The organism is Granulosicoccus antarcticus IMCC3135, from assembly GCF_002215215.1.
In the GTDB taxonomy this organism is placed as follows: Bacteria; Pseudomonadota; Gammaproteobacteria; order Granulosicoccales; family Granulosicoccaceae; genus Granulosicoccus; species Granulosicoccus antarcticus.
Window position 1 is genome coordinate 7,283,824 of sequence record NZ_CP018632.1, and the last position, 22,770, is coordinate 7,306,593.

23 protein-coding genes and 1 tRNA gene are annotated in these 22,770 nt (G+C 50.0%); 10 read left to right on the forward strand and 14 right to left on the reverse strand.

Annotated elements, in window-relative coordinates; translation table 11 throughout:
* Window positions 1-387: 387 nt before the first annotated feature.
* The 3 genes from IMCC3135_RS31585 to IMCC3135_RS34860 form a co-directional block, all read right to left on the reverse strand.
* Complete coding sequence (locus IMCC3135_RS31585; protein ID WP_157736465.1) at window positions 388-2,001, reverse strand: hypothetical protein; 1,614 nt, start codon at window positions 1,999-2,001, stop codon at window positions 388-390.
* Between the two features lie 99 nt (window positions 2,002-2,100).
* On the reverse strand, window positions 2,101-2,319 hold the full coding sequence (locus IMCC3135_RS31590; RefSeq protein ID WP_088921216.1) for a hypothetical protein: 219 nt from the start codon (window positions 2,317-2,319) through the stop codon (window positions 2,101-2,103).
* Window positions 2,320-2,818: 499 nt separating this feature from the next.
* Window positions 2,819-3,028, reverse strand: coding sequence for a recombinase family protein (locus IMCC3135_RS34860; protein WP_205737808.1), 210 nt, complete (start codon window positions 3,026-3,028; stop codon window positions 2,819-2,821).
* A 127-nt stretch (window positions 3,029-3,155) separates the two neighbouring features.
* Between IMCC3135_RS34860 and IMCC3135_RS34865 the strand changes: the two genes are divergently transcribed.
* A complete protein-coding gene (locus IMCC3135_RS34865; RefSeq protein ID WP_205737809.1) occupies window positions 3,156-3,353 on the forward strand; it encodes a transposase in 198 nt (65 codons plus the stop codon).
* A gap of 60 nt (window positions 3,354-3,413) precedes the next feature.
* Window positions 3,414-3,602, forward strand: coding sequence for a hypothetical protein (locus IMCC3135_RS31605; protein ID WP_088921219.1), 189 nt, complete (start codon window positions 3,414-3,416; stop codon window positions 3,600-3,602).
* A gap of 653 nt (window positions 3,603-4,255) precedes the next feature.
* On the opposite strand, the gene IMCC3135_RS31615 is transcribed toward IMCC3135_RS31605, so the two are convergent.
* The 10 genes from IMCC3135_RS31615 to IMCC3135_RS34420 all read right to left on the reverse strand — a co-directional run bounded on the left by IMCC3135_RS31615 (window position 4,256) and on the right by IMCC3135_RS34420 (window position 12,085).
* On the reverse strand, window positions 4,256-4,894 hold the full coding sequence (locus tag IMCC3135_RS31615) for an ATP-binding protein (protein ID WP_157736466.1): 639 nt from the start codon (window positions 4,892-4,894) through the stop codon (window positions 4,256-4,258).
* Window positions 4,819-6,477, reverse strand: coding sequence for an IS66 family transposase (gene tnpC / locus IMCC3135_RS31620; RefSeq protein ID WP_088921222.1), 1,659 nt, complete (start codon window positions 6,475-6,477; stop codon window positions 4,819-4,821). The genes IMCC3135_RS31615 and tnpC overlap by 76 nt, the downstream gene beginning before the upstream one ends.
* A gap of 48 nt (window positions 6,478-6,525) precedes the next feature.
* Window positions 6,526-6,885, reverse strand: coding sequence for an IS66 family insertion sequence element accessory protein TnpB (gene tnpB / locus IMCC3135_RS31625; RefSeq protein ID WP_157736467.1), 360 nt, complete (start codon window positions 6,883-6,885; stop codon window positions 6,526-6,528).
* Window positions 6,882-7,244, reverse strand: a complete 363-nt coding sequence (tnpA, locus tag IMCC3135_RS31630; RefSeq protein WP_088921224.1) for an IS66 family insertion sequence element accessory protein TnpA — start codon at window positions 7,242-7,244, stop codon at window positions 6,882-6,884. The genes tnpB and tnpA overlap by 4 nt, the downstream gene beginning before the upstream one ends.
* A gap of 83 nt (window positions 7,245-7,327) precedes the next feature.
* On the reverse strand, window positions 7,328-7,918 hold the full coding sequence (locus tag IMCC3135_RS31635) for an AlbA family DNA-binding domain-containing protein (RefSeq protein WP_088921225.1): 591 nt from the start codon (window positions 7,916-7,918) through the stop codon (window positions 7,328-7,330).
* A gap of 140 nt (window positions 7,919-8,058) precedes the next feature.
* Window positions 8,059-8,134, reverse strand: a tRNA-Thr gene (locus tag IMCC3135_RS31640).
* A 217-nt stretch (window positions 8,135-8,351) separates the two neighbouring features.
* Window positions 8,352-9,149 carry a type III pantothenate kinase gene (locus tag IMCC3135_RS31645; protein ID WP_088921226.1) on the reverse strand — a complete coding sequence of 266 codons (798 nt, stop codon included), beginning with the start codon at window positions 9,147-9,149 and terminating at the stop codon, window positions 8,352-8,354.
* Window positions 9,146-9,994, reverse strand: a complete 849-nt coding sequence (locus tag IMCC3135_RS31650; protein WP_088921227.1) for a biotin--[acetyl-CoA-carboxylase] ligase — start codon at window positions 9,992-9,994, stop codon at window positions 9,146-9,148. Before IMCC3135_RS31650 ends, IMCC3135_RS31645 begins: the two co-directional genes overlap by 4 nt.
* A gap of 58 nt (window positions 9,995-10,052) precedes the next feature.
* Window positions 10,053-11,897 carry a M61 family metallopeptidase gene (locus IMCC3135_RS31655; RefSeq protein ID WP_088921228.1) on the reverse strand — a complete coding sequence of 615 codons (1,845 nt, stop codon included), beginning with the start codon at window positions 11,895-11,897 and terminating at the stop codon, window positions 10,053-10,055.
* Window positions 11,894-12,085: a hypothetical protein gene (locus IMCC3135_RS34420; protein WP_157736468.1), complete on the reverse strand. Its 192-nt coding sequence runs from the start codon at window positions 12,083-12,085 to the stop codon at window positions 11,894-11,896. The genes IMCC3135_RS31655 and IMCC3135_RS34420 overlap by 4 nt, the downstream gene beginning before the upstream one ends.
* A gap of 72 nt (window positions 12,086-12,157) precedes the next feature.
* Here IMCC3135_RS34420 and IMCC3135_RS31660 point away from each other — a divergent pair, with 72 nt between their 5' ends.
* The 4 genes from IMCC3135_RS31660 to IMCC3135_RS31675 all read left to right on the forward strand — a co-directional run bounded on the left by IMCC3135_RS31660 (window position 12,158) and on the right by IMCC3135_RS31675 (window position 17,829).
* A complete protein-coding gene (locus IMCC3135_RS31660; protein WP_088921229.1) occupies window positions 12,158-13,819 on the forward strand; it encodes a glutamine--tRNA ligase/YqeY domain fusion protein in 1,662 nt (553 codons plus the stop codon).
* A 527-nt stretch (window positions 13,820-14,346) separates the two neighbouring features.
* Complete coding sequence (locus tag IMCC3135_RS31665; RefSeq protein ID WP_088921230.1) at window positions 14,347-16,011, forward strand: LysM peptidoglycan-binding domain-containing protein; 1,665 nt, start codon at window positions 14,347-14,349, stop codon at window positions 16,009-16,011.
* A gap of 430 nt (window positions 16,012-16,441) precedes the next feature.
* A complete protein-coding gene (locus IMCC3135_RS31670) occupies window positions 16,442-17,173 on the forward strand; it encodes a LysM peptidoglycan-binding domain-containing protein (RefSeq protein WP_088921231.1) in 732 nt (243 codons plus the stop codon).
* A gap of 104 nt (window positions 17,174-17,277) precedes the next feature.
* Window positions 17,278-17,829, forward strand: coding sequence for a SixA phosphatase family protein (locus IMCC3135_RS31675; RefSeq protein WP_088921232.1), 552 nt, complete (start codon window positions 17,278-17,280; stop codon window positions 17,827-17,829).
* Window positions 17,830-17,882: 53 nt separating this feature from the next.
* Here IMCC3135_RS31675 and IMCC3135_RS31680 read toward each other — a convergent pair whose 3' ends face one another.
* Window positions 17,883-18,131 (reverse strand): hypothetical protein, encoded by a 249-nt coding sequence (locus tag IMCC3135_RS31680; protein ID WP_236994700.1) that lies wholly within the window; start codon window positions 18,129-18,131, stop codon window positions 17,883-17,885.
* Between the two features lie 180 nt (window positions 18,132-18,311).
* Here IMCC3135_RS31680 and IMCC3135_RS31685 point away from each other — a divergent pair, with 180 nt between their 5' ends.
* The 4 genes from IMCC3135_RS31685 (at window position 18,312) to IMCC3135_RS31700 (ending at window position 22,677) form a co-directional block, all read left to right on the forward strand.
* On the forward strand, window positions 18,312-18,656 hold the full coding sequence (locus IMCC3135_RS31685) for a hypothetical protein (protein ID WP_088921234.1): 345 nt from the start codon (window positions 18,312-18,314) through the stop codon (window positions 18,654-18,656).
* A gap of 211 nt (window positions 18,657-18,867) precedes the next feature.
* The gene (locus IMCC3135_RS31690; RefSeq protein WP_088921235.1) at window positions 18,868-19,116 is read left to right on the forward strand and encodes a BolA family protein; all 249 of its coding nucleotides are present in this window, start codon (window positions 18,868-18,870) and stop codon (window positions 19,114-19,116) included.
* A 332-nt stretch (window positions 19,117-19,448) separates the two neighbouring features.
* The gene (locus IMCC3135_RS31695) at window positions 19,449-20,390 is read left to right on the forward strand and encodes a hypothetical protein (protein ID WP_088921236.1); all 942 of its coding nucleotides are present in this window, start codon (window positions 19,449-19,451) and stop codon (window positions 20,388-20,390) included.
* 328 nt (window positions 20,391-20,718) lie between these two features.
* A complete protein-coding gene (locus IMCC3135_RS31700; protein WP_088921237.1) occupies window positions 20,719-22,677 on the forward strand; it encodes an ATP-binding cassette domain-containing protein in 1,959 nt (652 codons plus the stop codon).
* The last annotated feature ends 93 nt before the right edge of the window (window positions 22,678-22,770 follow it).

The window sequence follows — 22,770 nt, forward strand, 5'->3', positions numbered from 1 at the left end:
AACTCCAGAAATTCGCTATAGTTTGCGACTATTGCGAACACACATGCTCGCGATTCTTGCGTCGTTCTCTTCGTTCGTTGACTAACCGGTCGTCACTGCACTGAAACTTCCAACACCAGAAACTGTTTGTGCCTAAAAAGTTAGATTCGGATAATTACCATCTTATTCATTCCGTTCAGGCATGGAACGCCCTCTGCTCCGCAGCAGATAGCCGCGGGTCTGGATCGACATTAACGTAATCGATCTAAGAGACTACGAATCCTCGTTTTAAATGAGCAACCCTTATACGGACAGCAGGTCCATTAAACCCCAGATAGGTCACGACTGCGCGCAACTCATCTTTATTCATTAGAAATCAAATAGACGACACATGAGTCCAAATTCGGACTAGAACAGAACGTTGAATGTCGTTTTCAAACCCCAATAAATTGCTATGACTGATATAGCAGAGAAGATGCAAATTGCAATCCACTGCAACCTTAGTCCGTCACTAATTTTTGGTTGATATAACGCAACAAATATTTTTTTCACAATAATTATGGCAACAGTTATACGGTATTGCCAATTATTTTTACTAGCCAATGAATAGGCGCTTTGAGCTATATAACTATGACAGAAATTGGAGCATTTTCCTGACAGGTTGTATTTACCCCAGTCAGGTGAAAAACCGGCCGGTATGAAGCTCAAAAACAACATAAAAAGTACAATCGAAATGGCGGAACTTACCTGCCCACTTGCGTACTGCATAAGAGTATCAATACCTAAATTGCACAGGTAACTAAGTCCAGGCCATGCCGCATCACAATATTGCGTTTTAAAGAATAAAAGTTGGTCGACAATATCACCATTAACTTTTACCCTGTTAACACGAAGGTTCTCAATTTGTTTCGCACCAAAGTAGCCATTACTAAAAATATTGATGTAGACCAGAATCGGTCCAACTACGCCCAACAGCCACAATACACAAACAGTGTACGTTCTCCAAAAACTGGATTTGGCACTTTTCTCACCTGCCGCAATTTGCTCGTTATTTATTAGCTCGAGCGAAGTTCCAACGTTTTTTAAGTAGTCCTTTTCCTGATCGGCTTTATTGTTAGAGCAAAAAGTACCTATCGAATTACTAACTATTGCTTCCTTGTCAAACCATCCTAGCGATTCGCAGGTCTGCACCAGTGAAGCACCATACGCAGCAATACCAGACGCCGTATGTCTAGTGGAACGCCCTGCTCTTTTCGCATCAACTAAACCACGCTTCAGATCTCTTATTAATATCTGAGCATTATCGATCCCTCGATTTTTTATTCTATGGACAGTCGTCAGGGTCTCATTTTCGTTCGAGTGATGCGCGTGCTTGTGTAGTAGAAATTTGAGATAATAAAATGCTTGGCTACACAATCTACGGCGCTCGTAATAATTAGTAGAGACTAATTCGCCATTAGCTTTGGTGTAATCCGCGCGCGACAGCATTATACCAGTTTGATGAATCTCAAAATTTATTTTGTGTACTACCGTACTAGAAATTGACTCTAGAGCTTCTTGAATTAATGATTTACTACGCTCGAATTCTTGATGCTGAGCACTATTTTGCTGAACACTGCATAGAGATGCGTAGTTTTGTTTTAACGCATGCAGATGCTCAAGAATCATTGATTCTTGGCTGCAGTTTTCTCTAGGAAGGAATTTCGGTCTTTTCGAAAGATTCGATTTATCGTTACTATTTTTTTCTAGTAAGTATACCGAGCCAAGAAGTGATGTGTATTCTGTTGAATGGGCGTCAACTACAACGCGGTACAGGCCTCGATTCGGCTCAGATAGAAAGTCCGTGTCCTGCCAATCAACTATAGAACTGGCAAGCAATGATCTTTCTTGAAACACTCCATCATCATTTCGGATAGATATGTTTGTCAAATAAAAATCGTAAGCCCCTAGTCCAAACGCTGTTTTCGAAAAAAACAGATCCCCAGAGATGCATGGAATCCAAGAGATGAACTCATTTCCCACGAGCTGCTCCTGCAAGCTAAGAGCAACTCGATGTTGCCCATTTTCGTTCTGGGATACTAGACTAGACAGACATTATGTCAACGCCTAAACGCATTGCAGTTACAGGCTACGCACAGATTCAGTGCTTATGCGTTTGTCAGAAATCACGCGACCAGACTGATCACCACCCATTCCGTGCACAATATTTATCCCAGAATCCTGCCTAAGAAGCTCGTTGGCTACCGAGTTCACTCGAATCAAATGTGCTAATTTACGCACCAGAACAAGCATGGCAATTCCAAAAAAAAACAAAGTTAGTCCGCCCACAAGTTCAAGCATAATAATCCTCCTGATAGGCGAGAACTCTCGCGAAATAAATTAGTTTGATGAGGGGAAAGGGAATCATGCAGCTCCGACACTGCTAGTAAGTTTGTACCAAGCAAAGATTTCTGCTTGAGCATAGATCGGCCACAGTTCCTGATTCCTTAACAACTTATATGTCCAATTCTCCTACAAGTCAAGCATACTGAGGAGCCTGTAACACTATACACCATCGGTATGCCAACTATGTGACGAAGCACTCGTTACGCGATATATGACGAAAACCTAAACTGCAAGGCTCGAGAGCGACAACCCTATGTGCTACACACAACAGGCTAACGTTTTCCGATTAAATGAATTATTTCGCATATTAACGCTATCGCTGCTTATGGGTGGATTCAGTTCAATTTGTACACTTTCGCGATTTAAACTTTGCCTGATACATCATTGTGCACCCACTCGTAGTAAGGCATTTTCGTCAATAAGCGTTTTGCGCCGCATCTTCCGAACTACGGAATCAAAACCATTCTTTTTCGCGTGAAATATCAAGTGCCCACTCGCCAAAAGGTGGCCGTTCGTGGCACTCATTATGGAACTGCACAGCGACACCCTTGCCAGTGATGCTCTCGATCAGTTTCAGCAGATCTGCCAGGTTCTTGGCCAGCCGATCGATGCTGTGCATATGAAGCGTATCTCGGCTGCACAGATGGGCCAGCAAAGCCTTCAAAAGCCTTCAACTGAGGTCTGTCGGTCGACTTACCCGACACCTTGTCCTCGAGAACACCCGATTGGAGCCCCCCCCCCGATTTGGTAGACACTTCATTTTGGAGCGATAATGCTCCCAAAGGTGAACAGTGTCAAAACAGAAATCCGGAAATACCCGTCGTACCTTCAGCGATGAATACAAGGCTGAAGTGGTTGATCTTATCAAGAACGGTAACAAACCATTTAGCCTGGTCTGCAAGTGTGGTCATACCCAAATACGACGGCCACAATTACGAGGAGTGCTTTATGGCGCGGGTGCAGGTTGCGCAACAACAACCGAATCCTGAGGTAGCACGACGGATGATGGAGCAGCTCAACAAACCCCTGCACACGAGCAACGCTACGCTATGAGAAACCGATCAGCAGCGTTACTCAAGCGCCTACAGGGGGTCGAGCAGCAAAGGCGCGCCGTTGTGGCACAGCCCGTAGCACTGTGGCCACAGCTGGTTAACATTGCTGAGTGGAGCGCAGCTGCACAGACGCCACAGGAACGGCTAAAGGTGCTTGAACGGGAACGGCAGAAGAGCGCGTCATGAGACGGCCGAATCACTCTGATTTCTGGTGGCTGTCTGGAACGGGAAACAGTGCTCAAACTTTCCACTCTTGAGACCTTTAAAGAGGTAAAAAACTAAGCACCCTCTTCCGAAGCGCAAAGAGAGCAGATAACGCGCGCTAGCTAAGAACTGGCTCACAAAAATCTAGCTTCCGAATCGAGCTTATATAAATCGCATATAGAAAAACTAATAAACTATTGATTTTTATATAAAAAACAAAAAAAAGAAATTCTGATCAGACTAAGCATGATACAAAGCTATCGACACGCTAGCGCTACTTACCATACCAATACGGTACATACTTCGCATTTTTTTTGGCCTGATTTAGATCCGCAGGAACCACAAGCCCCTCCGCACAGGCATCCCGAATGACCTCAGAGACTTTGCCATACTGCTTATCCGAAAGCTTGAATCGACTACGAAGTGTTGCGTTGCTCATAGCAGAGTTTTCTTCCACTTTTAGACAAGCATGCCAATAGCAAGCACGTAGCCGTTCTTCTTTAGTCATCATAGGGAACGGGCGAGGTCCAAAGATAGTAACAACAGTACTCCCCTCTTTCGCTTGAACCAGAGGTGGTGGCAACCCTTCACTTTCTATCGCTTCAAATGCCCTATCAATACCACTACCTCTCAACTCACTTCAACTCACTTAACCCAACACTCAGAAAAAGCCGAGAGAGTTGCTGATTTCGTGATTTAGAAGGGGCATCAACGAATCTGTCAGTCTCGATAAGAGGAGAACCGCAATTCGTTATTACTATTCGATCTGAAAACACCTCCACAATAGGACCAGCATCTGCACCAGAAAAATCCTGGTGCACGATCGCATTGCTGAGTATTTCACGAACTGAAATTTTCGGAATATTGAATTTTTCAACCCTCAATCCAGTAACTAGCTCTTCTTTATGAGGGATAAAAGTCATAATTTTTTGCAGAGCATTATCAAACGCCATTACGTAACCGAGGGCACCTTGCGCATCGTACTCAGCATCAACCTTACTCGTTCCAGTGTATTTGATGACTCGAATCCCCCTGCGCTCAAGTCCTATCAATTTGGCGAAATTCTTCACTGCAGAGACTGCAAGTAGGTTAGAGACATCATACCCACCACTTAGATTCTTAAATAACAGATCTTCACGACACAAGTCGTCGATTGAAGTGTAAGCGATCCATCCAGCCCAGTCTTGTACTGTAACGATCAGGGAGGAATTTTTTGCGTAGGACTCGGTTGGCTGTGATAGAGCATTGCCGCCTGGTCCGGGCTCAACTGCCAAGGCAGTAGCGCCTCGATGTCCTCAATCGACTTGGCGTTGGGCATTTCAGCCAGCACCGCCGTCATGTAGTGAAGCGGATTATGGTTGTTCGCCTTTGCGCTCTCGAGAATGCTGTAGATCAGCGCACTTGAGGCAGCACCGGCAGGCGTATCGGCGAACAAGAAATTTTTTCTCGCCAAGGCCACGGTCTTGGCCACATGCTCGGTGAGTATGTTCGAGATCGGCAGGCGCCCGTCATCGCAATAGCGACGCAGGCCAGCCTCATGTTTGATCAGGTAATTGAGTGCTGTGCGCGTCTTGGCATGCCGCACTCCTAGTGTCTGTACCTTCTTGGCCCATTCCATGAACGTATCCCAGATCGGCACCGCCTCACGCAGTCGTTTCTCGAGTCGTTGAGCCGGTGGCAAATCACGGATCTGCTCCTCAAGTTTGTAGAGGCGCTTGTAGAAGGCGATTGCCTTTGTTGCTACCCACTCCTCGCTGGTTCCTTTCTTGCCCTTGGGCGCATGGCGCCCAGCTTCGACGAACTTGCGTCTCGAGTGGTCGTTGCAAAGCACGGTTAACAGTTCATTCTTACTGACAATGGCATTGAAGCTCGGTGCCGCATCGACAACCAGAAATCCTTTGAAGTCTTCGAGCAGAGTCGAGGCCACAGCCGAGCCTTTGGATACGTTGTAGTCCAATAGCACCACCGGTGTCTCAGGGGCGCCACCGCGTCGGATCCACAACGCGCTGCGGCTACTGGCCGATCGCCCATCCTCCTTGAGCACCTGGATACCAGTATCATCGGACATCGCGATATCGTAGGCGAAGAACATCTCCTGCATCAGGTTGTACAGCGGCTGGAGGAAGGAGGCGCTGTCGATCAACCAGCGGGCCAGCTTCGAGCGGGACAAATCCAGCCCCTCGCGCGCCCACATCTTCTCCTGGCGGTACAGGGGCAGAGCATCCAGGAGTTTTGCCACCATCGTGTAAGCCAGAATCGAAGGGCTGGCCTGCGAGCCAGGCAAGGGTTGCAACGGCATCGGAGCGGTTTTCACGCCACACTCCCTGCAAGCACAGGCGTACTTGAGCTTCACGTGCTGGATGACAAATTGTCGTGCAGGGATCACGCCGATCTGTTCCGTGACTTCCTCACCGATGGGCATGAGCTGACCACCACACTCGCCCTGGCGATGTTCCTCGTCCAGTTCGTGCGTGATACGCACCCGCTCCAGGTGATCTGGCAACAGACGCCGTGGTCGTGGCTTTGCTGGTTTGGGCCGCGGCGCTTTGTCATCCTCCCCGTCGGTACCCTGTCCATCGGCGGGCGAGTCGCCCGCCTGCTCATCCGCATCTTCTAGCTCATCATCAAGCGTTGCTTGCATGGCCGCAAGCTCCGCTTCATTGAACAGACTCAGATCTGCCTGGCCGGGATTAACCTCCGAGGAGCGGCCCCAGTGACGCTGCGCCAACTGCGCGATCACCTGCTCAAGCTTGTCGATCATCCGTATCTTGGTGGCAAGATCACGCTCGGCAACAATGAGCCGCTGGCGCAATTGCTCAATGTCAATGATCTCGTTTGAGGGAAGCTGGGTGTTCACGCGAACGACAATACTACAAGTGCGTACTACTGTCTGGTCTGCGCTTTCTCAGAAGTGACGTGCGTATACCTGTTCGCGATGCGGGCGCATGCCATTCAGATCATAGCCATCAAGCAGGTAGTCCAGCTGCTCCTGATCCAGCTCGATGGTATCGCTATCGCCAAACCAATCAGGCCAGTGGAAGCGCTGATTCTCAACTCGTTTATACAACAACCAGTATCCGTTCAAATGCCAGATCAGCACTTTGACACGGCGAGAGCAGCGACTGACAAACACATAGGCAGTCCGATCAGAGGGATTCTGATCAAGCTCTGAGGCAACCAGTTCTGATAAGCCATCAATCTGTTTTCTCATATCGACAGGGTGGCGATACACCAGCACTCGCTCAGGCAACCAGCGCGCACTCATGATCGAGCCTCTCGAGCCAAACGCATGATCGCTTCGATGCCGACACTGGCACTGCATTGCAGGCGAACCTGCTGTCCGATGTGAATGGTGACACCCTCACCAACGTGTTGATCAGGGACAACAATGGCCTTGGGTTGAACTGACCGAAAAGCTGACGCTTTTTCATCCTTCTTCTTGTTAGTGCTTCTTGGTTTGCGACGGGTGCCGGCGAACTTGTTGCTACGTTGGTAGTGCCGAGCAAATACAAACCGTGACAGACCCTCGCGATCACAGAATGTACTCTGTGGCAGTCCAGAGGCGTGGAACTGGTCAATCCAGGCATCCCACTCGGCGGCGGTGAACTTGGGTGATGAAGGCATGGTAGAAAATCCTGACAATGTGAATTGGAATCGTCATGATCAGTGCGTCGTCAAGCATTGTCACCATGGGCCTGATGAGTCGCTTACATTGAAGTAATCGATGTACTGCTTTGCTTTAACTTAGATGCCATTTTGTCGATGAAAAAGCTTTCTTTCAACACATCCGCGTTCAGTCCATACAAACATTTTTGGCGTTCAAATGCATACCTGCTGACTGCTTGCCAAATCGTAGATTCTCTATCCGGATACACATCCAATTTCTGTAGATTTGAGTCAACTCGAATGTAAGCGCAATTTTTGAACCTAACAGGGTGTCGGAACGCTGGGCTGACAATCAGGAATTCAACATGAAGCCCATTAACGTCAAGCTCCCGATGCTCAATAGTCAATCTGGGGCTCAAATTCTTCGGTAGCCACAGCAGAAAATCTTCATTACCGATTTTCTTGGTTGCGAGTCTTACTTCAGTACCAACAATTGAATGATCTAAATCATCGACACCCAATACAAAATAAGCGCGTTCCTTAACACACAAAATAGCGCAATTTGCTAAGGCTGATACATACTTACCAATACTATCTGGATTGCCGTTATTCATCTTGAATTCGACCCAATCCGTCTCTTTGGGTAAAGACACTAAACTCTCAAGCAAATTGTTGAGTTGATCTCGCTCCATTGGTCACAGTCATCGGTAGCTATTCATTAACGACGCCATTGCAGACGGGGTACTTTGCATAATAGTGACACCAGAGTGACACCAAATATGTTTCCAAACAAAAAAGGCCTAGGTGAAATCACCTAAGCCTTTGAATTTAATGGTGCCGGCACCAAGAGTCGAACTCGGGACCTACTGATTACAAATCAGTTGCTCTACCAACTGAGCTATACCGGCACTACAGACTGACCTTCAAACTGCTTGAATCTGGCATGGCCGAGATTCGATATCCTGATAAAACTGCGTCAGCCGTTATCAGGGCGCTAAGTGTATGCATTTAAAACTGATTTGGCAACGCAATTAGTCACCGATTTTGATATTTTTTTCGTTCCACTGCGAACAATGTGTTTCTTCGGCGACTTTCAACCCCTTAAAAGCCTTTCGGAGCAAATTTTCAGTTCAGCGACAGCCTGTCGCAGCAAGTTGACGCCAATCCCAACTCAATCTCACTAAGAGCCCCTCCCATCTCAGAAACCCCTTTGAGCACCAACAGCTCGTCATGCACAACAGGAATTCTCATGAAGGATTCAAGAATCTTGGCCTCGCCACCGGTGACAATCGTCGTCATCGGCGAAACTCGCTGAGAAGCCTCGTAGACCAGCCGCTCCATGGCACCAATTGAGGCGAACCCGGTTCCACCTGCAATGCCACCCGCCGTGTTGTCGGAAAACGGACTGATGTCGCCGTCCGCGGCAAACAGGGCCGATGTGTACTTGCCCAGAGAACGACGCATGGTGTAAATACCCGGCAGAATCGCCCCACCCAGATGAACTCCGTCCGCATCGATAAGATCAACGGTCGTCGCGGTTCCAGAATCGATCACACACAAACCACCGCTGTACTGGGCACGCGCGCCAATCATGGCAGCCCACCGGTCAACGCCAAAGGTTTCAGGCTCGTTGTAGGCATTCTTCAGACCATTGAACTCTGCGACTGAGTGGATGGCGATGGGCTTGATGGCAAACTTGTCGCAACACCAGGCACTCATGTTAGGCAGCAATCGCTCGCCAGCTACATTCGAGACATGCACGCTTTCCGGTCGTCGCTCACCCAGAGCCTTGAGCCAGACCCTGTCGAGCACTTCATGTAGAAACACATCCTTCCAGGCAAAGGTTTCCAACGGGTGCAGACCGTCTTCATCTTCAATTGCAGATTTGCAACGTGAATTACCTATGTCTACCAGAATTCTCATACGGTCGGCCTAATCGATACATTGCCACTAAAAAGCGGGAGGATTTCACCAGCACGCTCAACCAGCAACGCACCCTGCTCATTGACACCACGTGCAACCGCTTGTTCCGTCGAATTTTCTCGATGAATCAACACTTCACGATCAAACAGCCAATCCAGTGCTGCCCATCGCTCAGAAAATACCGTCCAGCCCGACTCATGGAATCGCTGGTGTTCAGCCAACACATTCGCCACCATTTTCGCAAGCAAAACATCGCGTTCGGACGGAGCCATGCGCCCCCCCATCGCCTCTTCAAGCGATGTTGCACCAATTCCCAGGCCCAGCACCTCGTCGTCATGCAAAGTGTTGATGCCAATGCCGGTAAACAGCTGCGTAACTCGTCGAGCACCAGCAGATGCGCTAACACTGCTGAGTTCGGTGAGCAGTCCACCTAACTTGGCACCGTTCAACAACACGTCGTTTGGCCATTTCAACTGCGGCTGAACTCCCAGGTTGTCGGCCAGGCATTCAGCCACGGCAATGCCTGTCACCAGACTGATGCCGACCAGCTCGCTGGCTGGCCGCAATGACTGCGCAAGAACGGAAAACGTGATATTACCCGGACGTGTCTGCCATTGACGTCCGCGCCGACCGACACCTGCACTCTGCCAATCTGTCACGCACAGATGTACGGTTTCATTGACATCACGCCCCCTGTCGAGGTCCGTGGACGTCAATATGGAGGCATTGTCCTTGAGCCAGATGCTGGTCGAATCAAGCTGTTCAAAAGCATGAACATCCACATTCGGATGCCCAAGCTTATGCAGTTGATTCTGAATAAGGCGTGCATCCGGCAGCTTGCTCATCGCAGTCTTTCTCTCTTGATCATCAAAGGGACTTCGAACAGCAGATAGCGCCCCATATTCATGCCTCTTTCCGACCACCGCTCAACCACTGCTTCAGGCGATCCGAATCAACAATCTCTAACATCGAGGTATCCTCAGGAGCAGGCTCCAGTGCCAATTGGGCGTTGTGCAACTGGCCCAACCTGAAAAAATGGATACTGATTTCGCCAAGATTTGCATGACGCGCCAGATGATTAGCCACATCAGCCTTGTTGACCGATAAACCGTTCATGGCGATCAGGATGTCACCTGCTGCCATGCCCGCCTTCTCGGCAGATCCTCCAGAGAACACTTGCAGAAGCTTTACGCCGCCCGGTGCATCATCGAAATTGGCTCCAAGCCAGGGCTGAACGGTCGCTTTAGCATCAACTGCAGCCTTGCTCTGATCACTGGCATCTGCGTTCTGCGCACCTGAGCGGGTGACATTACCGGTATCGGTTGCCGAATTTCGGGCTCGCCAATCGAGCTTGATCCCCAGGCTGAGGAGCGCCTCAGCCACCGGGAGCTCGTCGGTGGTATACAGCACGCGATTGAAAAAACCGGACAAATCCTGGCCCAACAACTGCGAAGCAAGCTTCTGAGGCTCATCTTCTTCCAGGCCTTTGCCACTTTCTAACCAGCGATCCCAGAGCTTGCGCATCAAGGTGTCCAGCGTTACCTCATCCTGGGAATGCTTGCGCAGCAAAGCATCCAGACATAAGGCAATCAGCGCACCCTTGGCGTAATAGCTGACAATGGCGTTAGGGGAGTTTTCATCCTGCTTGTAGAACTTGTGCCAGGCATCGAAACTGGATGCGGTCACCGTCTGCGTCAAACGCCCCGGGCCTCTCTGAATTCGGGTCAGTGTATTGGCCACCAGCTGCAGGTATCGTTCTTCATCAATCAGACCGGCACGTACCAGCACCAGATCATCGTAGTAGGATGTCATCCCCTCGAAAAACCATAACAACTCGGTATATGACTCCTGATTAAGCTCAAACGGGACGAAGCGTGCAGGTTTGATGCGCTTCACGTTCCAGGTATGAAAATATTCGTGGCTGCACAGTCCCAGAAAATTCAGATAGAGGTCACTGGTCGCACTCTCACCGATGACGGGAAGATTCTCACGCGTGATCATCAACGCAGTCGAGGCGCGATGCTCCAGTCCGCCGTAGCCCTCACCAACCACCATGACCATGAACAAATAACGATCAACCGGGGCTGGCTCACCAAAAAAGCGGATTTCATGCTCACAGATTCTGGTCAGATCATCGATCACACGCTGCTCATCAAAATGACAGGCGCCTGTGAGAATGATTTCATGCGGAATTCCGCAGGCATCAAAGTGCAAGCGCTTGAAAGTGCCCTGCTCTACAGGATGATCGATCAGCTCGTCGTAGTTCTGGGCCTGATAGAGGCCGTAACCATCGGTGTCAGTATCAATGGCCTTTAGCGTTGTTGCCAATTGGAACAATTGTGCGGCTTCATGCACTGGTCGTTCGAACCTGACCTGCTGCGCTTCCTGATCCTGCCCCTGCACACACAGAAAGATACTGGTGCCGTTGAAGAAGGCATGCGTGTTATCCACATGGGCAGAGCGGACAGACAGATCCCAGGCATAGATACGATATTCAACAGACAGGCTGGTAAGCCCCGGCGGTGCTTGCCAAGTCGATTTGTCCAGCTTGGTCAGCGTTATGGGCTCAACCCCCTGACTTGCCATGACACTCACGATATTTCGTGAAAAATCCCGGATCATGTAGCTTCCGGGAATCCAGTTGGGAAGCCTGAGCACCTGACCTTCGGGATCCGGCTGGGCCACATCGAGTCGCACGTCTATCAGGTGCGCGGCGGCATTCGAAATGCTGACGGTGTAATTAATCACGAATCTGACAGCTCCCGTCGATCAGCTCCACAGGTTGCACCTGCCTTGTTATCCCATTTCATGCCGTCAACTCCACTCTTCTGAGCCGATAACACGGTATCTGGCTCCCAACGCCATTGTAGCAATCCTGGCAGACACCCATAAATTCTGACAGGTAATCCTGCCAATATTCCAATTGAATACTTCACGCTTTATGGGTGTCTCGTACTTCTGTCATAATTGGGTCCTTCTGTTTACCTAGAGATCGTCGCAAAACTGCCATGTCCAAGTCAGAGCCCGTAGAGGCCAGTAATTTCATTAGAAACATCGTCGACAACGACGTGGCTTCGGGCAAGAACGGCGGCCAGGTAGTAACCCGCTTCCCGCCGGAACCCAACGGTTATCTGCATATCGGTCACGCCAAGTCCATCTGCCTGAATTTCGGCATTGCAAAACGCTACGACGGCCAGTGCAACCTGCGCTTCGATGACACCAATCCGGGTCGCGAGAGTGAGGAATACGCCAACGCCATCAGAGATGATGTCAGCTGGCTGGGGTTCGAATGGAACGAGCTGCGCCACGCTTCCGACTACTTCGACAAGTTGTTCGAATTTGCGCAAGAATTGATTCGCCAAGACAAGGCTTATGTGGATAGCAGCAGCGCTGAAGAAGTGCGCGAGATGCGAGGCTCATTGACCGAGCCGGGCGTGCCCAGCCCTTACCGCGATCGCAGTGTCGAAGAAAACCTGGATCTGTTCCAGCGCATGAAAGACGGGGAGTTCGACGATGGCGAGCATATTCTGCGAGCCAAGATTGACATGGCCTCAGGCAATATCAATTTGCGAGACCCTACGCTTTATCGAATCCGCAAAGTCCACCATGTCCGGACCGGCGACAAGTGGTCCATTTATCCGATGTACGACTACACGCATTGCGTCTCTGATGCGCTTGAAGGCATTACGCACTCTTTGTGCACACTGGAATTCGAAGACCATCGGCCACTCTACGACTGGGTACTGGATGTACTGAAAACGCCCTGCCACCCCCAGCAGATCGAATTTGCCCGGCTCTCACTCGAATACACGATGCTCAGCAAACGGCGCCTGATTCAGCTTGTCGAAGAGAATCATGTACACGGCTGGGATGATCCACGCATGCCAACCATCGTCGGCATGCGTCGACGTGGCTATACCCCTGAGTCGCTCAGAGACTTTTGCGACCGCATCGGCATCACCAAAAACGATGCGTGGATAGAAATGGCGGTTCTGGAGACCTGTATTCGAGACCATCTGAACAAAAATGCGCCACGACGAATGGCGGTACTGGATCCGATCAAAATCACCATTACCGACCTTCCTGAAGACTATGAAGAGACGCTGACGTTTACCAATCATCCTCAGGATGAAGCTGCTGGCACTCGTCCTGTGATCTTTACTCGTGAAGTATTCATTGATCGGGATGATTTTGCAGAAGTCCCCCCTCCAAAATATCAGCGCCTGATTCCAGGCGGTGAGGTCAGATTGAGAGGCTCCTATGTGATCAAGTGCGAAGAGATCATCAAGGATGCCGATGGCAAGGTCTTGGAACTACGCTGCACTCATGATGCGAACACACTGGGAAAGAAGCCTGAAGGTCGCAAGGTCAAGGGCGTAGTTCACTGGGTTTCTGCAACGCACGGAGTTCCGGCTGAAGTGCGACTCTACAATCCGCTGTTCAACCGCCCCGATCCCACCAAGGCAGACACACTGGCCGAAGCCTTCAATCCTGAATCAGAAACAATACTGACAAGCTGCGTTGTCGAACCTGCCCTTCAACAGGCAGAACCCGAACAGCATTTCCAGTTTGAACGAATTGGCTATTTTGTCAGCGACAGGAGCGATCACCGCACTGACTCACCCGTATTCAATCGTACGGTGACCCTGCGAGACACCTGGGCCAAGTAATAGCAAGGCTTCCAAAGCTCGGATGCTTCCATGCGCGTCCGATCAGGATTGGAAAAAATGCTTTACCTACTGCAGACAGGTAGGTAAAGCACTAACACTATGAAACCCTGAGTGTGATCGTAACCTCGAATTGGCTACATCAGGCTCATGACGCCGGTATTCGGCCACCCCGATGCCCATGCAGACTGGCTTTCATCCACATGAAAGCCCCTTGCGATTGTGTTCAAACTGACTCAAGTCGAATAAAATAGAAGGTTAAAAGGTAGTTAATTACAGCTCAGCCCACCAGCCGGCATGAGACATGCTTCACAATTCAAGCATTCCGGTTAGCCAAGCATTCAAGCCAGAGTAAATAAGCAAGTTTGCATTGACGAACCTCAATCGACCAACTATCTAAAAATCTACCAACTATCTAAACTAGTGTCATGTTCGCCGGTACACTGACGCCTATATGCTGTTTTTGTCGCATTTGGTTCCAGACGACCTAGAGCATCCGCCTACAAACAAGTCCGCTGGTGAGAGAATTCATGTCCAATAGCATCCCTGCCCTGTTCAAGACTAGCTTGGTCGCAGCCGCGATCGTATCGCTGAGCGCGTGCTCAACCACACCAGGCAAGGAAGACACTGGACTCAGCCGGGTGGGCGCGGGTATTTTGACCGCGGGGCGAACCACCGCTGATGTGACAGGTCGCGCCTGGGACAAGACCACTTACCTGCTGGGTTTCAGTGACGAAGATACAGAAGCTCAAGCTGATGAGACCCAAATCAGTCAGGCGGGAGCTGGCGAGACCCGACCTGGCCAGGAGCTATCCGATGAAGGCCTGCTGATGGATGCCGAAGAGGTGACGTTACTGGAGGGCAATGGAACGAGCTCTCGAGACACCACCATCCGTCCAATTGTCATACATAGCGCCACACCTAACCGCAGAGCGCGAGACCAGATTCCCTCAGTCACGCCACGTGTAGAAACAAACCAGGCAGCAACCATTGAGACACCCATAAACGATGATGTGGGCGAACTAGCTGAATCCGACATCATTCCCCAGCCAGAAGCCTCGTCCGAATTGGCTACCACACTGCCTGAATCTGCACCCGCCATTGAGGACATGGTCCACACAGTGGGTTCGAGCGAGACATTATGGGATATCGCCAAACAGACCACTGGCGATGCCACTAACTGGCACATTCTTGCTGACATCAATAATCTTGGACCCAACGCCTCTGTATACGCGGGCCAGAAGCTGATCATCCCTGCCGACATGATCAAGCCATCACTGAATCAGACTGCTGCACTCGAGACTTCAGTTCAAGATTCGGTGCCCGAGCAAATTTATGTTGATACGCAAAACCTGTCAGGTGCAATCAGCGAAGAAACCGCAGCGAAGCCTCAGTTGGAGGTGCCAGCATCAGCAGCTAGCGACGCCGAAAAACCCACTCAGGTCAGTGCAAAGGCGTTCAAGCTGAACCCTGGTGAAACACTGTGGGATTTTGCCAAACGGACAACTGGAGATGCCACTAACTGGCAAGCAATTGCCGGGCAGAATGAATTTTCTGCAGAACAGGCTGCGGTTGTAAGAACCGGTCAAACGATTTATGTGCCTGAAAACCTGATCAAATCAGATCTCGAATCCGCCATCATCACGGCAACACCAGAGCTTGAAACAGCAGTCAACGTCACATCATCAGTTGAGGATGAAGTGCTCGAAACGGTTGAAACAGCAGCGAACATCACGCCGGCTCAACCTTCAACAACGATTGCAAAAAGTGAAGCATTACGGACACTCACCATCTCATCCAAGCCCTCCAAGGTGGATGTGGCAGGTGAGACTGAGTTGCTGGATGCCAATGCAGATCTTCTATCTGAGTCAATAGCATCAGTCAAGCCAGATCAAGCCATCAAGATTGTTGAAGCTAACTTCCAATCCGAAGAAACTACCAGCCTCACCACCCAGGCAACTGATGCGTTGAAAAGCGTCACACCGGAGCCGGATACTCAATCATCACCCGATCAGATCATGGTGAGCGGCACCTACTATCCGAAGGCGATATACAACAATGCCGATTTCTCCTCCAGCTTGTTGATGCGTGTCTCTCCCGGCACTACCCTGCAAGTCGCTAAATCCATGGGAAACTGGTATCAAGTGAAAACCAGCAAAGGTCTCGGCTACGTACACCAGCGAGATATAAAATAACCACATTGCCATTCTGAAACCTACCGACATAATTCTATGCTGACGACAGCTCAAAAAGTCACAGCAATACGGTAACGACCCAAAAACACGCACTGCAACACCAAAAAGCCCGGTCTTGTCATGAGGTCGGGCTTTTTCATGTCTTCATTTCCATCCAGAGATCGCTTCTGGCATTTTTCTGTCTGGCTTTAATTTTTGCCCATTCGTGCCATCATCCGCACTGCACGTAACCCGACGGTCCCATTTGATTAGTTTATGTGTCTCTAATCTCTATTAGCGTTGCCGAACTACGATGTGGTTCCCTCCGGATAAGATGGTTCGTGCCGACAATTGATTTCAGGGTGAGAAAGTTACACTTTCTCGTGGTGTTCATCGAAAGTGATGATTTACCACCTGCAACCCATCTGGCAATAGAAACGACTGGAAGAAAATGAAAAATTACGCCAGTTTATCCGTAGCGATGTGCTTGTCAGTTGCCTTGGCAGCCGGCTGCGCAACCTCGGGCATAAACTCGAATCAAGCTCCGGATAATCAAACATCAGCAGCCCGCCTGTCCATTGATGATGTCCAGCATACAGTCGCACCAGGCGACCGACTAAGCGACATCGCGCTCAAATACACCGGACGGGTTGATCAGTGGGAGACAATTGCCACCTACAACAAGATTACTGATCCTCGCACATTACGAATTGGCGACATCATTACCATTCCGGCCAGCATGCTTCGTGAGAAAAGAACTGAGTCGAGCAACAAGAATACTGGTCGTGAAACGCTGAGCAACAACCCTGCGGGAGTTGCTACAACGACAGGCACATTGGCGTTACAACGCGCTCGCGAGGTAAAGAGCACCAACAGTGAAGCCCCTGATGTGCACATCGCGTCAGTTAACACTAATCGCACCTTCGAATTGAATCCCATTGAATCCTCAAACCTGGCGACATCGCAGCGCTATGGTACGAAACCACCTCAGGTACGAGTAATCGGCACCTATTACCCAAAAGGTGTATATCAGCAGCCCGCCAGCTACTCTAAACTTATGATGCGCGTCGCACCTGGGACGATTTTCGAGCTCGACCAAGTCATCAACGAGTGGTACAAAGTCAATACAGATCAGGGCATTGGTTACATACGCGCCGAAGATGGAAATCTGATGTCAGACTAATGACCAGCAACCAGCTGCGAAGTCGACTGCCAGCGGAAACCATCTGGCATCACTAAAAAATACTCGAATTACACGAGTCGATTCGCTCAAAGGAGCTGTAAACGATGAGCAGCCAGTTCGTAACACTTGCTCGACATGCAAAATCGAGCTGGAAAACTGAAAACCAGGCCGATTTTGACCGTCCGCTGAATGAACGCGGCGCAAGGGATGGGCATACCATGGCCAGGCGTCTTCTGAACCGCCAATGTATTCCAGATCTGTTGCTGTGTAGCTCGGCACGCCGAGCTCAGGAAACTGCCGCCTTTCTGTACACAGAACTCAAACTGAGCGAAGAACAGTTTGAGTTGCACGATGAGCTGTACCTAGCCTCAGCAGGCACCCTCCTGGACATTCTATCCACTGTTCCCGTCACCGTGAATCATGTCATGGTCGTGGCCCATAACCCCGGCCTCGAAGCTCTTAGTGATCTGCTCGCCGGACGCACTTTGCCGCCACTACCGACACTTGGCATCAGACAGTTTGCTGTCTCCTCCATCCGCGAACTCGGCTCCTACAAAAACAACGCCGCCCATTCAGACACCCATAAAGCCGATCCTGTCTCACCCGCTAAACTGGTGTTCGAAGACTATCCAAAGGCAGACAGAGGTGACTTGTAACTAGCTTAGAGGGAACTTGAGAGAGAGAGAGAGAGAGAGAACTCTGCCTTCTCTCAGCTAGCTGAGACCTTCGTCAATTGCACGCTAGGTGTATCGCCTTTCCTGTAGTACTCCGGTTGCTTCCGCATTTTTTCCAAAGCAATGTCTCTGGCAGTTTCGGTTTCGAACCAGCGAGTCCCACTCCACTGTTCACCCAGCAGATGAGGAGCACTCATCGGATCGTTCTCAGGAAGCTCAACGCGAATTCCGAACTGCTTGTCAGCAGAAGTAGCCATAACTGTCGTCAAATAGGTTTGAGACACCCATTATCCTCCCTCAAACCGCCTTACGGCTGCTTCATGACACCCATATAGTAAAATTAGGCGCCTTGCCTCCCCGCGACTCCCGCAATCGCAGCCCACAACCTGCAAATGAACCGCTGCTCAAGCTGAATCTGCATATTTGTCGGATAATAACCAGACTTGGATAGGGGAAATTGCTTCATGAACCGTCAAATACGGATAATTTTCGCAGTGTGCCCACTGATATTATTGGCATCCTGCACACAAGAATCACAAAACAAGATCGGACGATCAATCCAGAACTGGACTGGAACAGATGGAATTATCGAGATCTACGCAGGCGAAAGACTGGTCAAGCGGTTCATGGAAATCGACAAGATCTCTACTGCCGCAGGCACCGGCAACAATGCGGATCGCCCGTACCGATTTGGCTACGGCGTCATGGATGCGAACTTGAACAACAAGGTGGATAGCGACGAAAAGAAAGTCTATTTCGAATTCAGTGACTACTCAACTTCTTATGTGTTCTTTGAAAATCCCGGTTGAGCAGAAAAACAATGCGTGAAGAAGATCACATTATCGCCTGTTATTTCATGTATTTATTTGACTAATCTCCAGTGACTACTAAAGTCTTCGCACGTGCCCCAATCAACAGTTGGTGTTACGTTCTCACCCCTGAATCGGGCCCGCTTGTCGGGCCCTTTTTTTTGCCTGCACTTCCCGCGCTATACTGCGCACCATAACTGAGGCGAACACTATGCGGATGGACTTTTTCAGCGACCTGGTAGAACAGTCAATTGCTGATTCACAGGCAGAAATTACGGGTGATGGCAGCAAATTCGAGGCAAGAGTCGTCAGCGACTCTTTCGAAGGACTGTCTACATTAAAGCGACACAAGCTCGTCTACGCGATTTTGGATGAACACATCAAATCAGGTGCCATTCATGCACTGAGCATCAAGACATTCACCAAGAAAGAATGGTCTGAATCCAGCCAGGCGAGTTAACAGGGTGCTGGTCCTCACTTGTGAGTGCCAGTACTTATTTGCACCGGTAAATTATGCAATATAAATCATACTAACTCTTGCTGCTCATAAAGTCTGAGCAGTTAGTATTTTATTGCATAACTCCTCCCATTGCAGATGAGAGGATTGAACAACACTCCCCATGCAACTCCGTCGAAGTTTGGCCCGAATATCGCTTTGTTACGGCACATGCAGGCATGGCCCGGTAACCCAGAGCGGCCAACCGATAGCCACAAGGGGAAGCACTCTAAAATATAGCCTCCTCGAGCTAACCAAGAGCTCAGCCTGACGCACAACACGGGAGGCTGAACATCATGACAAGCATTGCGGAGACAAAGCCGGGTACACCCGTCGACGAGCCCCCCTCTCTGGCGACCTCAGACGAGGCAAAACCTGATCGAGCATGGGTTCAAACCTTGGCAGACATCGTCAGTGCATCTGACCTTTCGTTGGAATCACGATTACGGACCAGTTTGTCGTGCGACATCACCGCCCGCCAACCAACGTTTTATTTCCCTCCCAAGATGGCCGAGCTTCAGCCTCGAAACTTTCGCTACCTTCAATGCTTTGCCAAGAAAAATGGTTTCAAGCTACTTGAAGACAGACGAAACAAGGATATTCAGCCGATTCTGGAAAGGCGTGACCGCAAACCCGCCATGGTCGCACTGGGATTAAGTCTGTTGATGAAACAAACCGGCATACCGGGAGCTGCACGAATTCCGTCGGTACCACACCGCTTGAACCCAGATAGCCAGTACATTGGACTTGGAAAGCTCATCAAGATGGCTGCATTTGCGACCCCCAATTCCAAACGCGTCGTAGTGCTCCCCAACCGTATTCTGGTCAATGCTCTCAAGGATACACAGCCCATCTCCGGACATGCCTGCAATATGACTTATGCAGGCAAAACCACGATTCTCAGCCATTTCGACTCGCAGTACTTCCGATCTATCGGATATTCCACCGGTAGTCAGTACGTTACGCATATTTGCCTGGCCGGTGGCCCTCGGGAACTTGCATCGCTATGGACCCAGCTACCCACGCTAACCAACACCGATTTCAAACTCCAGCTTTTTCCCGCCACCCGTGCCTCTGAGGACTTCGGACTCTTCTATATCACGCTGTATCTCAACATGGCAAAAAATCCTTCCCCTTGGTGGCTGGAATCAGACACCCATAAAGGACTGGAATCAGACACCCACAAAATGAAGGCAAGTAACGATTCGCACACTCACAAGCATCGAAAAACAGGCTGAGCGGTATTCTTTTGACTACCGAGCTCTGGCTGAGATCAGAACTATTTCGCCAGAATCGTCCAAACAGCCACACTCCTCTGAACCTCCACTTGTAAATGGATTAAGAAGCGGAATCATCGGAGTTAGCGCAAAATATGGGTGGCCAATTGCTCAGTACTGCAATGATTACCCGTAGGGCTTGATACACTTGCGTAGTTGATGGCCACAGATCTTCGGCCGAGTAGTCAATGTCGGCGAAACCTGGTACCCATTAACAGACACATTCTGCTGCCCTTTGGCAGGTGCGCCGTCTGATCCCTCACATACCGATTAGTCAAAACCCAATCCCATGTCCCTGATTCGCGTTCAAAACGCTTCTATAGCCTTCGGGCCAACTACCGTACTCGATAAGGTCAATCTGACTATCGAACGCGGTGCCCGCATGGCTCTGGTCGGCAGAAATGGGGAAGGCAAGTCCACCCTGCTGAAGATAATTGCCGGAGAGCTGCTTCCCGATAGCGGTGAAATCGTAGGCACCTCTGGGCTCAAGACAGCTTATCTGCCGCAAGCCGTGCCCACCGACTTCGAAGGTACGGCATATGAAGTTGTCGCCTCGGCACTGAGTAAAGTGGGACGGGTGATTGCGGAGTATCACAAGGAATCCCAACGCCTCGCGCTGGGAGAAACCAAAACAGAGAGCGGGAAGTCACTCGTTGACCACCTGGCCCATCTGCAAGATCAAATTGACTCCAACGATGGCTGGTCGTTAGTGCAAAAGGTCGAACAGACACTGTCGAAGATACAGATTGACCCTGAAGTAGATGTAAGTAGCTTGTCTGGCGGTATGAAGCGACGCGTCGTACTAGCTCGCGCGCTGGTGAGCGAACCCGACATCCTGTTACTGGATGAGCCTACCAACCACCTTGATATTGGAGCTGTAGCCTGGCTGGAGAATTATCTGGCCAACCTGAACTGCGCTCTGGTTTTTGTAACCCACGACCGGAAGTTTCTAGATTCCGTCGCCAATCATATCTGTGAGATCGACCGCGGCCTGCTGACCGAGTGGCCCAGTGGCTTTGCCGAATACCGCATTAACAAACAGATAGCGTTAGATGTGGAAGCTCAGCAAAACGCACTATTCGACAAGAAGCTTGCACAGGAAGAGGTCTGGATTCGCCAGGGAATCAAAGCTCGTCGCACCAGGAACGAAGGTCGTGTCAGAGCTTTGAAGAAACTTCGGGAACAGCATTCCTCTCGTCGCTCTGTTGTCGGACAAGCTCGAATGTCAGTCAACCAGGCAGAGAACTCAGGAAAGATCATCTTCGAAACGGAGTCCATGAGTTTTTCTCATGGCGACAGAGAGATCATTTCTGATTTTTCAACCGTTGTCATGCGCGATGACCGAATTGGCATCATCGGACCCAATGGTTGTGGAAAATCCACACTGGTCAAGCTTCTGGTAGGAGAGCTCACACCAACCACGGGAACCGTGAAAAGCGGCACACAGCTAGAGGTGGCTTACTACGATCAGCTGCGCGCTACACTGGACCCCAAGCTTTCTGCGGCTGACAATGTCAGCGGTGGCCGGGATACCGTTGATGTCAACGGCAGCCCGCGACACATCATGAGCTATATGCAGGATTTCCTGTTTGATCCTTCACGCGCACGCGCTCCCATTACTGCCTTGTCTGGTGGCGAAACCGGGCGCCTCATGCTGGCTAAACTTTTTCTCAAGCCCTCAAACCTGATCGTGCTGGATGAGCCTAGTAATGATCTTGACATCGAGACTCTGGAATTGCTGGAAGCCCTGCTAGGTGAATACAAAGGCACTGTGGTTTTGATCAGTCACGACAGACAGCTACTTGAAAACGTTGTCACTCGCAGCCTCGTTTATCAAGGCGATGGAAACTTTATTGACGTTGCTGGTGGTTACGAAGATTTCGAACGCGAAAGACTAACCTCCAACACCTTGAAGCCTGTTTTTGATCAATCCGACCTGAACCAGACACCCACAAAGTCAAAGAAACAACAGAGCAACAAAAGCAGCACTCAAAAAAAAACTCGAGAAAAAAAGCCAGAGCCAAATAAACTCTCCCATGCGGACAGTAAAGAGCTAAAGCAATTACCCCGCAAGATCAACGAGTTGGAATTGTCGCTGGCTAGCCTGCACCAGCGCATGAACGCTTCAGACTTCTACAACGACAAGGTTCAGGCTGACAAAACAATCAAGGATTCACAGGGCATACAAACCGAGCTGGACCTTGCCTATGCACGCTGGGAAGCACTCGAAGCTCTATCCGGATCGTGACTCTCAGCTAGAACAGCAAAAGAGTATCGCGTATCAAATGACCGGGCCCCTTGACGCCATAGCGCGTCAAGGTTAACGTTGCATTTACTACTG

Excerpts from the sequence above, each read along its gene's own strand:
- IMCC3135_RS31670 (WP_088921231.1), top strand. The coding sequence starts at position 16,442 with ATGAAAAATTACGCCAGTTTATCCGTAGCGATGTGCTTGTCAGTTGCC.
- tnpB (WP_157736467.1), bottom strand. The coding sequence starts at position 6,885 with ATGAGTGCGCGCTGGTTGCCTGAGCGAGTGCTGGTGTATCGCCACCCT.
- IMCC3135_RS31645 (WP_088921226.1), bottom strand. The coding sequence starts at position 9,149 with ATGAGAATTCTGGTAGACATAGGTAATTCACGTTGCAAATCTGCAATT.
- IMCC3135_RS31690 (WP_088921235.1), top strand. The coding sequence starts at position 18,868 with ATGCGGATGGACTTTTTCAGCGACCTGGTAGAACAGTCAATTGCTGAT.
- IMCC3135_RS31685 (WP_088921234.1), top strand. The coding sequence starts at position 18,312 with ATGAACCGTCAAATACGGATAATTTTCGCAGTGTGCCCACTGATATTA.
- IMCC3135_RS31635 (WP_088921225.1), bottom strand. The coding sequence starts at position 7,918 with ATGGAGCGAGATCAACTCAACAATTTGCTTGAGAGTTTAGTGTCTTTA.
- IMCC3135_RS31700 (WP_088921237.1), top strand. The coding sequence starts at position 20,719 with ATGTCCCTGATTCGCGTTCAAAACGCTTCTATAGCCTTCGGGCCAACT.
- tnpA (WP_088921224.1), bottom strand. The coding sequence starts at position 7,244 with ATGCCTTCATCACCCAAGTTCACCGCCGCCGAGTGGGATGCCTGGATT.
- IMCC3135_RS31695 (WP_088921236.1), top strand. The coding sequence starts at position 19,449 with ATGACAAGCATTGCGGAGACAAAGCCGGGTACACCCGTCGACGAGCCC.
- IMCC3135_RS31605 (WP_088921219.1), top strand. The coding sequence starts at position 3,414 with ATGAGAAACCGATCAGCAGCGTTACTCAAGCGCCTACAGGGGGTCGAG.
- IMCC3135_RS31675 (WP_088921232.1), top strand. The coding sequence starts at position 17,278 with ATGAGCAGCCAGTTCGTAACACTTGCTCGACATGCAAAATCGAGCTGG.
- IMCC3135_RS31660 (WP_088921229.1), top strand. The coding sequence starts at position 12,158 with ATGTCCAAGTCAGAGCCCGTAGAGGCCAGTAATTTCATTAGAAACATC.
- IMCC3135_RS31650 (WP_088921227.1), bottom strand. The coding sequence starts at position 9,994 with ATGAGCAAGCTGCCGGATGCACGCCTTATTCAGAATCAACTGCATAAG.
- IMCC3135_RS31665 (WP_088921230.1), top strand. The coding sequence starts at position 14,347 with ATGTCCAATAGCATCCCTGCCCTGTTCAAGACTAGCTTGGTCGCAGCC.
- IMCC3135_RS31590 (WP_088921216.1), bottom strand. The coding sequence starts at position 2,319 with ATGCTTGAACTTGTGGGCGGACTAACTTTGTTTTTTTTTGGAATTGCC.